Annotated in this window: 12 protein-coding genes and 1 pseudogene; 6 read left to right on the top strand and 7 right to left on the bottom strand. The window is 71.8% G+C overall.

What is annotated here, in order from left to right; genetic code table 11:
* Nucleotides 1–18: 18 nt before the first annotated feature.
* Nucleotides 19–1,386, top strand: coding sequence for a WS/DGAT/MGAT family O-acyltransferase (locus CFN78_RS03895; RefSeq protein WP_094861190.1), 1,368 nt, complete (start codon nt 19–21; stop codon nt 1,384–1,386).
* Nucleotide 1,387: 1 nt separating this feature from the next.
* Here CFN78_RS03895 and CFN78_RS03890 read toward each other — a convergent pair whose 3' ends face one another.
* The gene (locus tag CFN78_RS03890) at nt 1,388–2,365 is read right to left on the bottom strand and encodes an aldo/keto reductase (protein WP_094861189.1); all 978 of its coding nucleotides are present in this window, start codon (nt 2,363–2,365) and stop codon (nt 1,388–1,390) included.
* 98 nt (nt 2,366–2,463) lie between these two features.
* On the opposite strand from CFN78_RS03890, the gene CFN78_RS03885 reads away from it, so the two are divergent.
* Nucleotides 2,464–2,985, top strand: coding sequence for a helix-turn-helix domain-containing protein (locus CFN78_RS03885; protein ID WP_094861188.1), 522 nt, complete (start codon nt 2,464–2,466; stop codon nt 2,983–2,985).
* Nucleotides 2,982–4,229: an MFS transporter gene (locus CFN78_RS03880; RefSeq protein WP_094861187.1), complete on the top strand. Its 1,248-nt coding sequence runs from the start codon at nt 2,982–2,984 to the stop codon at nt 4,227–4,229. The genes CFN78_RS03885 and CFN78_RS03880 overlap by 4 nt, the downstream gene beginning before the upstream one ends.
* A gap of 64 nt (nt 4,230–4,293) precedes the next feature.
* Here the strand turns inward: CFN78_RS03880 and CFN78_RS03875 are convergent, their stop codons facing one another.
* Complete coding sequence (locus CFN78_RS03875; protein ID WP_094861186.1) at nt 4,294–5,715, bottom strand: amidase; 1,422 nt, start codon at nt 5,713–5,715, stop codon at nt 4,294–4,296.
* Nucleotides 5,716–5,811: 96 nt separating this feature from the next.
* Entirely contained in the window at nt 5,812–6,729 is a 918-nt protein-coding gene (locus tag CFN78_RS03870) for a D-2-hydroxyacid dehydrogenase (protein ID WP_094861522.1), read from the bottom strand.
* A 206-nt stretch (nt 6,730–6,935) separates the two neighbouring features.
* Here CFN78_RS03870 and CFN78_RS03865 point away from each other — a divergent pair, with 206 nt between their 5' ends.
* The 3 genes and pseudogenes from CFN78_RS03865 to CFN78_RS03855 all read left to right on the top strand — a co-directional run bounded on the left by CFN78_RS03865 (nt 6,936) and on the right by CFN78_RS03855 (nt 9,319).
* Nucleotides 6,936–7,670 (top strand): maleate cis-trans isomerase family protein, encoded by a 735-nt coding sequence (locus CFN78_RS03865; RefSeq protein WP_094861185.1) that lies wholly within the window; start codon nt 6,936–6,938, stop codon nt 7,668–7,670.
* Nucleotides 7,671–7,745: 75 nt separating this feature from the next.
* Nucleotides 7,746–8,453, top strand: a pseudogene (locus tag CFN78_RS03860) (maleate cis-trans isomerase family protein); the annotation flags it as partial.
* A 74-nt stretch (nt 8,454–8,527) separates the two neighbouring features.
* Nucleotides 8,528–9,319: a GntR family transcriptional regulator gene (locus CFN78_RS03855; protein ID WP_094861184.1), complete on the top strand. Its 792-nt coding sequence runs from the start codon at nt 8,528–8,530 to the stop codon at nt 9,317–9,319.
* Nucleotides 9,320–9,343: 24 nt separating this feature from the next.
* Here the strand turns inward: CFN78_RS03855 and CFN78_RS03850 are convergent, their stop codons facing one another.
* The 4 genes from CFN78_RS03850 to hemW all read right to left on the bottom strand — a co-directional run bounded on the left by CFN78_RS03850 (nt 9,344) and on the right by hemW (nt 14,314).
* Nucleotides 9,344–10,177 carry a siderophore-interacting protein gene (locus CFN78_RS03850; RefSeq protein ID WP_094861183.1) on the bottom strand — a complete coding sequence of 278 codons (834 nt, stop codon included), beginning with the start codon at nt 10,175–10,177 and terminating at the stop codon, nt 9,344–9,346.
* A gap of 80 nt (nt 10,178–10,257) precedes the next feature.
* Nucleotides 10,258–12,213, bottom strand: a complete 1,956-nt coding sequence (locus tag CFN78_RS03845; RefSeq protein ID WP_094861182.1) for an ABC transporter permease — start codon at nt 12,211–12,213, stop codon at nt 10,258–10,260.
* 1 nt (nt 12,214) lies between these two features.
* Nucleotides 12,215–12,973 (bottom strand): ABC transporter ATP-binding protein, encoded by a 759-nt coding sequence (locus CFN78_RS03840; protein ID WP_094861181.1) that lies wholly within the window; start codon nt 12,971–12,973, stop codon nt 12,215–12,217.
* Nucleotides 12,974–13,096: 123 nt separating this feature from the next.
* Nucleotides 13,097–14,314, bottom strand: a complete 1,218-nt coding sequence (gene hemW / locus CFN78_RS03835; RefSeq protein ID WP_205660423.1) for a radical SAM family heme chaperone HemW — start codon at nt 14,312–14,314, stop codon at nt 13,097–13,099.
* Between the last annotated feature and the right edge of the window lie 103 nt (nt 14,315–14,417).

Raw genomic sequence — 14,417 nt, 5'->3', positions numbered from 1 at the left:
TAGGGAGGTGGTCTGCCGATGCCGTTCATGCCCGTGACCGATTCGATGTTCCTGCTGGTCGAGACGCGTGAACACCCGATGCACGTCGGGGGTCTGCAACTGTTCCGCAAGCCGGAGGGCGCGGGACCGAACTATCTGCGGGACCTGCGGGCGCAGATGCTGGACGACCCGAACGTGCGACGGCTGTTCCGCAGGCGCCCGAGTCGTCCGGTGAACACGGCTGGCCACTGGTCCTGGTCCGACGACACCGACCTCGAACTCGACTATCACTTCCGGCATTCCGCGCTGCCGCAGCCGGGGCGCGTCCGCGAGCTGCTGGAGCTGACCTCGCGCTGGCACGGCACCCTGCTCGACCGGCACCGTCCGCTGTGGGAGACCCACCTCGTGGAGGGTCTGCAGGACGGCAGATTCGCCGTCTACAGCAAGATCCACCACGCCCTGCTCGACGGTGTGTCGGCGCTCAAGCAGCTCCAGTCGACGCTCAGCGAGGACCCGGAGGCGAGGGACTGCCCGCCACCGTGGGGTTCCCGCACACCCGGCGGGACCCAGCGCGGGCCGAGGCCCGCGCAGTCACTGCTCGGCGCCGCGACCCGGACGCTGGAACAGGTCGCCGGGATCGCCCCGGCGGCGTTCAAGGTCGCCAACGAGGCGTTCCGCGAGCAGACGCTGACCCTGCCCATGCAGGCGCCGAAGACCATCCTGAACGTGCCGATCGGTGGCGCCCGCCGGTTCGCCGCGCAGTCCTGGCCGCTGGACCGCGTCCGGACGGTCGCCACCGCCGCCGGGGTCTCCCGCAACGACGTGGTGCTCGCGATGTGCTCGGGGGCGCTGCGCGACTACCTCATCGAGCAGAGCGCACTGCCGCACGCCCCGATGACCGCGATGGTCCCGGTGTCGCTGCGCAAGCAGAGCGACAAGGGCGAGGCCTCCGGCAACTCCATCGGCGCGCTGCTGTGCAACCTCGGCACCGACAAGGCCGACCCGCAGGCGCGGCTGGCGACGATCCACAAGTCCATGGCCGACGGAAAGCGGTTGTTCAAGGGACTCACCCCGCTGCAGGTGCTGCTGCTGTCCGGACTGAACGTGGCCCCGCTCGGGGTCTCCTCGGTGCCTGGTTTCGTCAACAACACCCGGCCGCCGTTCAACCTGGTGATCTCCAACGTTCCGGGGCCACGCAAACAGATGTACTGGAACGGCGCGCAGCTCGACGGCATCTATCCCGCGTCGGTCCTGCTCGACGGACAGGCCCTCAACATCACGCTGACCAACAACGGGGAGAACCTCGACTTCGGCATCACCGGGTGCCGGCGCAGCGTTCCGCATCTGCAGCGGATCCTGACCCACCTCGACACCGCGCTGGCCGAACTCGAGGCCGCCACCAGGTAGTTCAGGCGATGCCTTCCGGGCTCGCGCCTCCCACCCAGGCGCTGTCCGCGGTGATCCGCTCGATCTCGGCGAGGTCGGCCTCGGTCAGGTCCAGTTCGGTGGCGTCGGCGAAGGACTCGATGTGCTCGGGCGTTCGCGAGCCGACGATCGCCACGTGCACGCCCGGCTGCGCCAGCACCCACGCGATGGCGAGCTGGCTGACCGTGGCGCCCCGCGCCGCGGCGAACTCGGCGAGGTCGGCGACCACGGCGAGATTGCGCGTGAACGCTTCGCCCTGGAAGGCCGAGGAGTGGTTGCGCCAGTCGTCGGCGTGGAACGTCGTGTCCGGGGTCAGGGCGCCGGTCAGCATCCCGCTGGCGAGTGCGCTGTAGGCGAGCACCCCGATGTCGTGCTCGCGGGCGTAGGGCAGTGGGTCGGCCTCGATCTCCCGGCGGAACAGGTGGTACGGCGGTTGCAGCGTCTCCGCGGGGCGGGTCCGGTCGAACGCGGCGAGCTGCGCGGTGTCGTAGTTCGACACTCCGGCGTGCCGGATCTTGCCCTCGTCGACGAGTTCCTGCAGTGCGCCCGCGGTCTCCTCGAACGGCGTCTGCGGATCGGGCCAGTGCACCTGATAGAGGTCGATGTGGTCGATGTCCAGTGCGCGCAGGCTCTCCTCCACCCCGGAACGCACCTTGCCCTGGCGGCCGTCGCGCGGACGGGTGGGCGAGAACCGGTCGGCTCCGCCCTTCGTCGCGACGACGACGGATTCCCGGTCGCGTTTCAGCAGCGGGCGCAATGCCTTGCCCAGCAACACTTCCGCCTGCCCCGCCCCATACGCGGGCGCGGTGTCGAAGAGGTTCACGCCCTTCTCGTGGGCGTGCCTGATCGCATCGATGACGAACTGCTCCTCGAACGGCCCCCAGTCGCCACCGATCTGCCAGGTGCCGAGCGCGACCCGCGAAACCTCGAGGCCGCTCCTGCCCAATGTCGTTGTTCGCATCCGGTCAGAAAATCACAGGCGCCGCACGTTCCGCAGCCGAATCGCTACCCCCAAAGAGATATTTGACGGTGTGCCCCGGACGGCCGGACACTCGGCCGATGAACCGCGACATCCACGCGGACGGGCTGCGCGCGCTGGCCCATCCACTGCGCCTGCGAATCCTGTCGTTGCTCACCGGAGCCGCGATGAGCGCGGCGGAGGCCGCCCGCGAACTCGGCGACTCACAGGCCAACATCAGCTACCACCTGCGGCGCCTGCACGACGCCGGGCTGCTCGACATCGTCGAGGAGGTCTCGGTGCGCGGCGGCCAGGCGAAGCGCTACCGGCACGATCCGGACAGCGGGGGGAGGACGTGCGCCCGCGGACCCGACGAGCAGGCGCTGCTGGCGACGATCCTGGCCGCGGAACTGCGCCGCCGCACCGATTACCGGCTCTCCGGCGCGCCGGCCGCGATGACCGACGCGGAGCTGTGGGTGGACGAGCGCACCTGGCAGCAGGTGCTCGCACACGCCCGGGCGCTGAGCCTGCTGCTGCACAACGCCGCCAAGCCACCGAGAACACGGGGGACCCGGCGGGTCAGCGTCACCGTCTCGATGTTCACCATGGATCCCCGCCGGTGACCGTCCGGGATCCGAAGGCACTGCGGGAACCCTTGCGGTTCCGGGACTTCCGCTTCCTGCTCGCCGGAAGGACACTGGCCGAGACCGGCAACGCCGTCGCCCCGGCGGCGCTCGCGTTCGCCGTGCTCGACCTGACCGGCTCGCTCGTCGACCTCGGCGTGGTGGTCGGCGCCCGGTCGCTGGCGAGCGTGCTGCTGGTGCTCTTCGGCGGGGTGATCGCCGACCGGTTGCCGAGGTCGGTGATCACCCAGGGCTCGGAACTGGCCGCGTTCGTGACCCAGGCGGCCATCGCCGCGAGTGTCCTGTGTGGATTCGCCTCGATCCCGCTGCTGATCGCGTTGAGCGTGGTCAACGGCGGGGTCGCGGCGATGTCCTTCCCGGCGGCCTCGGCGCTGACCCCGCAGACCGTTCCGGCGGAACTGCTGACCTCGGCGAACGCCGTGCTGCGCATGGCGATCAACCTCGGCCGGATCGGCGGGGCCTCGGCGGGTGGCCTGCTGGTGGCCGGCCTCGGCAGCGGCACGGCGATCGCGGTGAACGCCGTGGTCTTCCTACTCGGCGCCCTGGCCTACCGCGGGCTCCCGTCCACCGGACAGCGGGCTCCGTCCGGCAGCCGGATCATCGCCGACCTGGTGCACGGCTGGCGGGAGTTCACCGGCCGTACCTGGATCTGGGTCGTGGTCTGCCAGTTCATGGTGGTCAACGCGCTCAACTCGCTCGGGCTGGTGGTGCTCGGCCCGGCGATCGCGGACGACACGATCGGCCGTGCGGGCTGGGGTTTCGTGCTCGCCCTGCACACCGTGGGCGCGCTCGCCGGCGGTGTGATCGCGATCCGGTGGCAGCCCCGGCGGGCCCTGCTCGTGGGCGTCGCGGTGGTCGCGGTCGACGCGGCACCACTCGTCGTGCTGGCCGAGGCCCCCGCTCTGGTTCCCTTGCTGGCGGCGGCGTTCCTGGCCGGGGTCGCGATCGAGCAGTTCGTCGTCGCCTGGGATGTCGCCCTGCAGGAGAACGTGCCCGAGCGCAGCCTGTCCAGGGTGTACTCCTACGACCTGCTCGGCTCGCTGATCGCGGTACCGGCGGGCCAGGTGGCGGCGGGTCCGCTGGCGGAACGCTTCGGCCGGGAGACCACGCTGCTCGCCGCCGCGGCGGTACTGGTGGGCATCACCCTGCTCGCTCTGTGCAGCCGCGAGGTCCGCACGGTGCGCCGCCGGGAGCCCGCCCCGGCCACGCCCCCGTCCGCCTGAAACCGCAATTCGTCGACGTATTGCGGTCCGGGTGAGCGCAATACGTCGACGAATTGCGGCGGGGCTACCGGCCGCCGCGTCCTGGGCGCGCGGGAGTGGAGGGCGGCCACGGCCGGATCTCCTCCAGCAGGCGCGCGACCGCAAGCACAAGGTCGTCCGAGTGACGCGGGCCGACGATCTGCAGGCCCACCGGAAGGCCGTCGGAGGTGAAGCCCGCCGGGACGCTGACGCCCGGCTGCTGCGTCATGTTGAACGGGTAGGTGAACGGCGTCCACTGCGCCCAGCTCTCCATCCCGCTGCCCGGCGGCACGTCGTGCCCCGCCTCGAACGGCGGGATCGGCACGGTCGGCGTGATCAGCACGTCGTAGCGGGTGTGGAACTCGCCCATCCGGATGCCGAGAGCGGCACGCTCGGCGTTGGCGTCGAGGTAGTCGCTCGCCGAGAACGTACGGCCCTTCTCCCACACGGTGCGCAGGCCAGGGTCGATCTTCTCCGCGGATCCCTCCGGGAAGGTGTCCAGCCACTTCGCCGCGCCCGTGGACCAGAGCACGCCGAAAGCGTCGATCGGATCGGTGAAGCCGGGATCGGCCTCTTCCACCCGCAGCCCCGCCTCGGACAGGGCGGCGACCGCCGAGACGACGATCTGCGCCACCTCCGGGTCGACGTCGACGTACCCGAGTCCCGGTGAGAACGCGGCGTTGAGCCCGCGCACGTCGCGGCGGACCGCCTCGCGGTAGGTGCCGACCTGCGGGGGCAGCGCGGTGGGATCGCGGTAGTCGGTGAGTGCCAGCACGTCCAGCATCAGCGCGATGTCGTCGACGGAACGGGCCATCGGTCCCGCGTGCGCCAGCGCACCGAACGGACTCGCCGGGTACAGCGGGATCCGTCCGTGGGTGGGTTTGAACCCGACGATGCCGCAGAAGGACGCGGGGATGCGCACCGAGCCGCCGCCGTCGGTACCCACGGACAGCTCGCCCATACCCGCGGCGATCGCCGCCGAACTGCCACCGGAGGAGCCACCGGGTGTGCGGGAGAGATCCCACGGATTGCGGGTGATCCCGTTGAGCGGGTTGTCGGTGACGCCCTTCCAGCCCAGTTCCGGGGTGGTGGTCTTGCCGAGCAGCACCAGGCCGTGCTCCCGCAGCCGCGCGGTCACCGGACTGTCCACGTCCCACGGCTGGTCCGGGTCGACGCAGGTGGAGCCACGCAGCGTCGGCCAGCCCTGGGTGAGGAACATGTCCTTGATCGAGGTGGGAACGCCGTCGAGCCAGCCGATCGGATGGCCGTCACGCCACCGTTTCTCCGAGTCCTCCGCCTGCGCCATGGCCGACTCCGCGTCGACCATGGTGTAGGCGTTGCAGTCGCCGTCGCGTTCCTCGATCGCCTGCAGCGCGGCGCGCGTGGCCTCCACCGGGGAGAGCTCCCCGGACGAGTAGGCACCCACCAGTTCGCTCGCCGTGAGCAGGTTGTTCGTGTTCGCGGCCATCCATCCTCCTCAAACCCTCTGCGGACATCCGCACTCCTCGACCGCGCGTGGACGGGCTTCGCCGGGTCACCACGCGGACGTTCGCTGCCGGGCTTCTCAGCCGGCGGACGGTACGTAACCCAGCCCCTTGTCGACGAGGTTACGAAGGGGCTCGCCTTCGCGCCACCGCTGGAAGTTCTCGGCGAAGACCTCGACCAGGGTGTCCCGCCAGCCCACCACGTCGCCGGACATGTGCGGCGACAGCAGCACGTTCTCCATCGTCCACAGTGGATGATCGACGGGGAGCGGCTCGGTGTCGAACACGTCGAGCGCGGCCCCGGCGATGTCGCCCGAGCGCAGTGCGGACACCAGGTCGCCGGTCACCACCAGCTCGCCTCGGCCCACGTTGACGAAGCGCGCCGTCGGCTTCATCGCGGCGAACGCACGCGCGCCGAACATGTCCTTGGTCCGCGCCGTCAGCGGGGCGACGGCGACGACGTAGTCGAACGCGGGCAGGTACTCGGTGAGTTCGGCCGAGTCGTGCACGGTGCCGAAGTCGGGGTCGTCCGCCCGGGCACGGCGGCCCGCTCCGGAAACGTCCAGCCCGGCGGCCCGCAGCAGTCTCGCCGTGGAGCGGCCGATCGGCCCGGTGCCGACGACGAGCACCCGCTTGCCCGCGATACGCTCGGTTTCCCTGTGCTGCCAACGGGATTCTCGCTGCAGATCCAACGACCGGGCGAAGTCCTTGGCGAAGGAGAGGACGACACCGAGCACGTACTCGGCGATCGAGTCGTCGAACACGCCGCGCGAGTTGGTCAGCGCGACCTCGCTGCGGACCAGGCCGTCGAACAGCACCGGGTCGACGCCCGCGCTGGCGATGTGCAGCCAGCGCAGGCGATCCGCGGCGTGCCAGGCGCCGGGCACCGCCGTGGAGAGGAAGTCGTAGACGAACAGCGCGTCGGCACCGCGCAGCGCGTCGGCGAGGCCGTCCGCACGGGTGTAGCGGACCTCGGCCCCCTGTTCGACGGCCTCCATGCCGGCAGGGAGCCGGTCGCCGTGCAGGACGGCCAGAACCGGCCGCTCCGGCCCGGTGCCCCCGGGCGTCGATCGCGCTGAATTACCGGTGCCCATCACGTTGACACGGTATGAGTCGGTCGTATGATTGTCAACAATCCGAGGAGGCATCCCGGAGGCGCTCACACCGGCGACTTCACAAGGGGTGAACCTTGGATCTGACAGGGGTGGACTTCCCGTTCTTCGACGGCCCGCTCGCCCAGCGCGGCATCGGCATCATCGCGCCGTTCGACCTTGCCCTGGAACGGGAACTGTGGCGCTGGGTGCCGATGGAGGTCTCGCTGCACCTGGCGCGCACGCCGTACGAACCCGTACCGGTGAGCATGGAGATGGCGCATCTGGTCAGCAACAGCCAGCACCTCGCCGCGGCGACCCGCGACGTGCTGCACGTCGAGCCGGAGGTGGTCGCCTACCTCTGCTCCTCAGGCAGCTTCGTCAACGGCGTGGTGGCGGAAGAGGCGCTGTGCAAGGTGATCTGCGACGCGGGCGCCCCGGCCGCGGTCACCACCTCCGGCGCGCTGGCCGAGGTGCTGCGGCAACGCGACCTGCGCCGGATCTCGGTGCTGACCCCGTACGACACGGAACTGACCGCGAAGCTGCACGACTTCCTGACCGAGCTGGACGTGGAGACGCTGTCCAGCGATCACCTCGGCCTCGGCGGCGGCATCTGGAAGGTCAGCTACCGCACCATCGCGGAGCGGATCATCGCCGCCAACCACCCCGACGCCGAGGCGATCTTCGTGAGCTGCACCAACCTGCCCACCTACGACCTGATCGAACCGCTGGAGAAAGCACTGGGCAAACCGGTGCTCACGGCCAACCAGCTCACCATGTGGGCCTGCCTGCGGCGAATGGAGCTGCCCATCGTCGGTCCCGGCGAATGGCTGCGCGAAGTGTCCTGATCGGACACACCGCGAGGAACGACCGAACGCGACGACCGAACGCGACGACCGAACGCGACGACAACGGAGGTGCGGATGACGACGATCGGTTTCATCTACCCAGACCACGCCGCCGAGGACGACTACCCCCTCGCCGAAGACCTGCTCGGCGGCGGCGTCCGGCTGCCGGTGGAGCACATCTACGGAACCGACCTGCACGCCGTGCCGGAACTGCTCGACCTCGGCAGCCCGGCCCGGCTCGCCGAGGGGGCCGGGCTGCTCGCCCGGCACGCGCCGGACGCCGTGGTGTGGGCCTGCACCAGCGGCAGCTTCGTCTACGGTCCCGAGGGCGCGGCGCGGCAGGTCGCCGGCCTGGCCGAGGCGGCGGGCGGCCTGCCGGCGTCGAGCACCTCGTTCGCCTTCGTCCGCGCCGCGCAGGCGCTCGGCGTGCGGCGCGTGGCCGTCGCCGCGAGCTACCCCGACGACGTCGCCCGGCTCTTCGTCGAGTTCCTCGCGGCGGGCGGCATCGAGGTGGTGTCGATGTCCAGCGCCGACATCGACACCGCCGCCGAGGTGGGCGATCTCGCACCCGAGGCGGTCACCGAACTGGTCGTCGGCCGCGACCACCCGGACGCGGACGCACTGCTCGTCCCGGACACCGCCATGCGCACGCTCGGGCTGATCACCGCGCTCGAACAGCGGCTCGGCAAGCCCGTGCTCACCGCCAACCAGGTCACGGTGTGGGAGGGGCTGCGGCTGGCCGGCGCGTATCGCCCGGTGCCCGAGTTCGGCGCGCTGTTCCGGGGCGGCTCCGCCGATGTCACGGCCGCGGCGGTGGCCGCCGCGGCGGAGGACGGCGGGAGCGGACGGACCGGAAGATGACCGAGATCGAGCCGGTGAGCCGGGAGTCGACGGCGGGGATCATCGCCCGGCAGCTCCGGGACGCCATCATGACCGGGACACTCGCGCCGGGCACCCAGCTCGGCGAGACCGACCTCGCCGCCCGGTTCCAGGTCTCCCGCGGTCCGTTGCGAGAAGCCATGCAGCGCTTGGTGTCCGAGGGCCTGCTGCGCAGTGAGCGGCACCGCGGGCTGTTCGTCATCGACCTGGAACCCGGCGACGTGTACGACGTCTACGCCGCCCGCTCCGCGGTGGAACGCGCGGCGGCACTGCTCATCATGCGCGGGGACAGGGAGGCCGCGGCGGCCGCCCTGGACGAGACCGTGCGGGCCATGGGAGTGGCGGCCGAGGACGAGGACCCGACCGCGCTCTCGGCGGCGGATCTGCGCTTCCACGAGGTACTGATCGAGTCCTCCGGCAGCAGGCGGCTGGTACGGATGGCGCGCACACTGCTGATCGAGACGCGCATGTGCATGTCGGCGCTGCAGCGGACGTACCAGGGCGTCGAGGAGCGGGTCTGCGAGCACAACCGGATCATCCAGGCGATCCGCGCGGGCGAGGAGGAGACCGTACTGACCCTGCTGGAGGCACACATGGAGGACGCGGTGACCCGGCTCGCGCCCGGCACCAGCCTGCGTTCCGGTGCGGCGCCCGGGGTCTCCGGTGAGGGCGTCGACATCGCGTCCACTGTGGACCACAGCGGAAACGTGGTGGTGGCGAAGAAGCCGAGCGGCCACTCCCCCGCGCGCCCACGCGGCCGCCGGCGCTGACGGCCGCTCGGCCGAGAACGGCGGTCAGGCGTTCGCCTTCTCCGCCGCGGATTCGGCCGCCTTCTCCGCGGCCTTCTCCGCCCGCCACGCCTCGTCGTCCTTGCCGCGACGCCAGTATCCGGAGATGGACAGCAGATCCTTGCGCACCCCGCACTCGGTGAGCAGGTACCGGCGCAGCTCGCGGACGAAACCGGCCTCGCCGTGGACGAACGCCTGCACGGTGCCCGCCGGGACACCGGGCTCCCGCACGGCCGCGACCAGGTCCGCGCCGGACGAACGGTGCACCCAGTGGATCCGCGCGTCCGCCTCGGTCGCCAGCGGCTGCTCCTCGGCGGCGTCCTCGACCTCCACGAACACCTGCACGGGAGCCCCGGCCGGCATGGCCTCCAGCGCGACGGCGATGGCGGGCAGGGCGCTCTCGTCCCCGACCAGCAGGTGCCGGTCCGCCTCTGCCGACGGGGCGTATCCACCACCGGGGCCGAGCAGGACCAGCTCGTCACCGGGCTGGGCGGTCACCGCCCACGGACCGGCGAGGCCCTGGTCGCCGTGATGGACGAAGTCGAGGGTCAGCTCGCCCGCGGCCATGTCGACGTGGCGCACCGTGTACGTACGGGTGCGCGGCCACTGCTCGCGCGGAAAGTTCTCCCGCACGGCCTGCATGTCGAACGGTTCCGGGTACCGGACTCCGGGGACCGGGATGAGCAGCTTCACGTAGCTGTCGGTGCACACGAGTCCCTCGAAGGCGGACAGGTCGGGCCCACCGGCGACGATGCGGATCATGTGCGGGGTGAGGTTCTCCTTGCGCAGCACCCGCAGCGTCGTCGACGGCTTGCCCTTGCGCACCGGCCGGTCGGCCATGCTCGCTCCTCGCTCGTGGGGTCGGCCCGGGATCCGGAACCAAGGGCAGCCTAACAAAACCGCGCCGGCTCGGTCGCGGCTCATTCCCGGGCGGTGACCAGAGACACCGGCGAGGGCCTGGTCGCCGACCACGAGGTACACACGCTGGTCGCGCCGACCACCACGAACGCCCCGGCGACCACGGCGCCGACCAGCGCCCACGGCACCGAGACGACGGCCGTGCCGGTCACCTCGCCGATCGTCGACACGATGCCGACCAGCGACAAGGTGGCGGCCAGCCCCCCGAGCACGATGCCGACCGTGGTCACCACCCACGACTCGAGCAGCGCCATCCGCACCACCTGCCACCTGGTGAACCCGGTGACCCGGGCCGCCGCGAACTCCGGGCGCCGTTCGGCGGCGGCGATGACCACGGCGTTGATCACGGCCATCAGCGCGTACAGCCCGCCCAGTCCCATCACGACCCCGGTGATGCCGACGCCGGCGTCCTGTTCCCGCGCCGCCGAACGCTCGATCCACTCCCCGAGACCGGACACCTCCCCCACACCGGCGGCCCGCAGGCCGTCGGCGACTCCGGTGACCTCCGCTCCCGGTTCCAATCGCACGATGGTGCGGCTGCCGTCGGAGGCGGGCGCGGCGGCGGGAAGCAGATCGGCGGGCAGCAGGATCTCCTCGCCGCCGGTCATCGTCTCGGGCAGGATCGCGACCACCCTCAGGGACACGTCGCCGGTGCCCGGGACGGCCACGGTCAGCGTTCCGCCGAGTTCCAGTTCGTGGTCCGAGGCGCTGTCCGCGCCCAGCGCCACCGTGCGCCCGGTCAGGCCGGTCAGCGACCCGGCCGTCATCGGCATCGGATGGGTCGCGGTGTACGCGCCCGGATCGACGGCGGTCGCGACGAGTTCGGTGGTCGTCGTCTCGGTGTCCTCGTCGTCCTTTCCGCTGTACTCGACCCTGGTCACCGACACCGGTACCGCGGTCTCCGTGGCCGCCACCGCCACGCCCGGCGTATCGGCGATCCGCTCGGCGTCCCCGCCGGTGGACTCGACGACGAGGTCACCGGCGAGCGTTCGCCGCCGTTCCTCCAGTGAGGCGGCACCGATCGAGGTCAGCACCGAGGACTGGCCGACCAGCAGCGCCACCAGCACCAGCAGCGGAGCGGCGGTCGCGGCGCCGCGCCGGACGTTGTCCCGCACGTTGGCGCGTGCCAGGTGGGCAGCCGGCCCGCCGCGCAGCACCAGGCCGAACAGCCTGCCCACCAGCGGCACCACCAGCGGACTCAGCGCCGCCAGCCCGACCGAGGCGGCCAGTGCGGCGTTGATCGCCAGCGGCTGCGCCCCCACCGGCCCGGCGAACGGCGCGATGATCACCATGGCGATCCCGCCCGCGAGGAACAGCAGCCCGAAGAACCAGCGGGAGAACGACATCACCCGCAGTGCGGAACCGCTGTCGCGCAGGGCTTCCAGCGGCCGTACCCGGGCGGCGCGGCGGGCCGCGACGTAGACCCCCGCCAGCGCGACCCCGATCCCGGCGCCGATGGACACCCCCAGGATCCACCCGCGCCAGTCCGCCGTGAACCCGGTGGGCAGAAAGCCCAGCGTCGTCAGCAGAGCCGTCTGCAGGCGCATCACCAGCAGGCCCAGCGGGACCCCGGCGGTGGTACCGATGAGCCCGAGCAGCAACGCCTCCGACAGCAGCAGCCTGCGCACCTGTGCCGGCGCGCCGCCGACGAGACGCAGCAGGGCCAGGTCGCGCCTGCGCTGGGCGACGGTGAACGCGAACGTGGAACTGACGATGAAGACGGCGAGGAACGCCGAGAAGCCGAGCGTCACGCCGAGCAGGGCCAGCGCCGACTCGTACCCCTCGGCGAGCCGTGCCCGGTCGATCGGCGGGAGACCCGCGGGTACCTCGGCCGTGGCGGCGGAGATCAGGATCAGCAGCGAGGACTGAACCAGCGCCACCCCGACGGCCACGGTCAGGATCGCCCCGATGAAGAGTTGCCAGCGTTCGCGGAACGTGCTCCAGGAAAGGCCGAGCATGTCAGGCCTCCAGCCGGGCGAGCCGATCGGCGACCTCGCGCGCGCTCGGACGGCGAGCGTGGTCGACGATCCGGCCGTCGGAGAGGAACAGCACCGAGTCGGCGCTCGCCGCCGCGGCCGGGTCGTGGGTGACCATCACGATGGTCTGACCGGCCCGGGCCACCATCTCCCGCAGCAGTCCGAGAACGGTGCGCGCGGATCCGGAGTCGAGGGCGCCGGTGGGCTCGTCGGCGAACAGGACCGAGGGCCGGGTGACCATCGCCCTGGCGATGGCGACCCGTTGCTGCTGCCCGCCGGAGAGCTCGCGCGGCCGGTGCCGGAGCCGGTCCCCCAGGCCGACCCCGGCGAGCACCGCCCGTACCTCGCCGTTGGCGGCCCTGCGCCCGCCGAGTTTCAGCGACAGCGCCACGTTCTGCTCGGCGGTCAGCGCACCGATGAGGTTGAAGCTCTGGAAGACGAACCCGATCTCCCGCCTGCGCAGCAGGGTCAGGTCCCGGTCGCTCGCCGAGGTGATGTCCGTTCCGCCGATCAGGACCTGGCCGGATCCGACCGGTTCGAGCCCGGCCGCGCAGTGCAGCAGCGTGGACTTGCCGGAGCCGGACGGGCCCATCACCGCCGTCCACGATCCCGCCGGGAAAGCGACGCTCACGTCGTCGAGTGCACGGACCCGCGCCGTGCGGGTGCCGTAGGTGCGGCTGACGCCGCGCAGCTCCACCGCGGCCGTGGTGCGCTCGGCCGGGTCCCTCCGCTGTGTTCCCATCGCTGCCGTCATGGAAGACGATTCCACCCGGAAAACCCGGTCCGCGGCAGCCAGGACACCCCCGAAGCGATGGTGGGGCGTGCCCTACCCGAGGTGAGTCCACACGCGACCCGACGCGGAGGGTCAGCCGGTCAGCCGGTGGACGACGCCGTCGGCGAGCAGCCTGCCGCGGTCGGTGAGCACGGCGCGGCCCTCGGCCAGCGCGGCGGGCTCCAGCAGTCCCTCGTCCGCCGCGGCGCGTGCCTGGATGGCACCGTGCGAACCCAGCGCGTCGAGGGCGAGCCCGTCGGAGAGGCGCAGTTCCAGCATGACGCGCTCGAGGTGCCGGTCGGTGTCGGTCAGTACCTCGTTGCCGCCGGCGGGCGACTCGCCCTCGGCGAGCAGGCCGGTGTAGCGCGCGGGATGCTTGACGTTCCACCATCGGACGCCGCCGACGTGGCTGTGCGCTCCCGGCCCGGCGCCCCACCAGTCGCCACCCTGCCAGTAGCCGAGATTGTGCCGGCAGCGCGCGGCCTCGGAGGACGCCCAGTTCGACACCTCGTACCAGTGCAGGCCCGCTCCGGCGAGGGTGGCGTCGATCATCTCGTAGCCGGTTGCCAGCACGTCGTCGTCGGGGGCGGGGATCTCGCCGCGGCGGACGCGGCGGGCCAGCGCGGTGCCCTCCTCGACGATCAGCGCGTAGGCGGAGACGTGGTCGACCCCGGCGTCGAGCACCGCGTCCAGGGAGGCCCGCAGGTCCCGCGTCCGCTCCCCCGGCGTGCCGTAGATGACGTCGAGGTTGACGTGCTCGAAGCCGGCGGCGCGCGCCTCGCGGGCGGCGGCGACCGGGCGTCCGGGGGTGTGCACCCGGTCGAGGACGCGGAGGACGTGCGGGGCGGCGGACTGCATGCCGAGGGAGACCCTGGTGTATCCGGCCTCGCGCAGCCCGGCGAAGAACTCCGGAGAGGTGGATTCCGGATTGGACTCGGTGGTCACCTCCGCGTCGGGGGCGAGGCCGAACCCGGCGCGCACCGCGTCGAGGATCGAGGCGAGGCCCTCGGCGCCGAGCAGGGAGGGTGTTCCGCCGCCGACGAACACGGTGTCCACCGGCGGCGGCGTGCCCAGCACGCGGGTGGCCAGGTCGAACTCCCGGCGGACGCCGTCGAGCCAGGACTCCGGCGAGGAGCCGGAACCGAGCTCCCCGGCGGTGTAGGTGTTGAAGTCGCAGTAGCCGCAACGGGTGGCGCAGAACGGGACGTGCACGTAGACGCCGAACGGGCGGGATCCGAGACCACGCAGCGCGCTCTCGGGCAGCGTGGCGTCGAGGGGCGCCGTCGGGCCGGCGAGCGGAAGGGTGGCCACGCCCTCCAGTGTCCCAGGCACCGCGGTGGGCCCGGCGCGTCGGCCCTGATGACGCAGGTCACGTCGCTCCCAGCATGCGGACTCGATTGGGCCACATACTGGG

Source organism: Amycolatopsis antarctica, assembly GCF_002262875.1.
GTDB lineage: Bacteria > Actinomycetota > Actinomycetes > Mycobacteriales > Pseudonocardiaceae > Amycolatopsis > Amycolatopsis antarctica.
The sequence above is the reverse complement of the archived record's forward strand: the minus strand, read 5'-3'. Positions and strand labels throughout refer to the sequence as shown.

What these genes read in the sequence shown, in the direction of transcription:
- CFN78_RS03870 (WP_094861522.1), bottom strand. Translation starts at nt 6,729, where the DNA reads ATGGAGGCCGTCGAACAGGGGGCCGAGGTCCGCTACACCCGTGCGGAC.
- CFN78_RS03895 (WP_094861190.1), top strand. Translation starts at nt 19, where the DNA reads ATGCCGTTCATGCCCGTGACCGATTCGATGTTCCTGCTGGTCGAGACG.
- CFN78_RS03875 (WP_094861186.1), bottom strand. Translation starts at nt 5,715, where the DNA reads ATGGCCGCGAACACGAACAACCTGCTCACGGCGAGCGAACTGGTGGGT.
- CFN78_RS03855 (WP_094861184.1), top strand. Translation starts at nt 8,528, where the DNA reads ATGACCGAGATCGAGCCGGTGAGCCGGGAGTCGACGGCGGGGATCATC.
- CFN78_RS03845 (WP_094861182.1), bottom strand. Translation starts at nt 12,213, where the DNA reads ATGCTCGGCCTTTCCTGGAGCACGTTCCGCGAACGCTGGCAACTCTTC.
- CFN78_RS03840 (WP_094861181.1), bottom strand. Translation starts at nt 12,973, where the DNA reads ATGGGAACACAGCGGAGGGACCCGGCCGAGCGCACCACGGCCGCGGTG.
- CFN78_RS03885 (WP_094861188.1), top strand. Translation starts at nt 2,464, where the DNA reads ATGAACCGCGACATCCACGCGGACGGGCTGCGCGCGCTGGCCCATCCA.
- CFN78_RS03850 (WP_094861183.1), bottom strand. Translation starts at nt 10,177, where the DNA reads ATGGCCGACCGGCCGGTGCGCAAGGGCAAGCCGTCGACGACGCTGCGG.
- CFN78_RS03890 (WP_094861189.1), bottom strand. Translation starts at nt 2,365, where the DNA reads ATGCGAACAACGACATTGGGCAGGAGCGGCCTCGAGGTTTCGCGGGTC.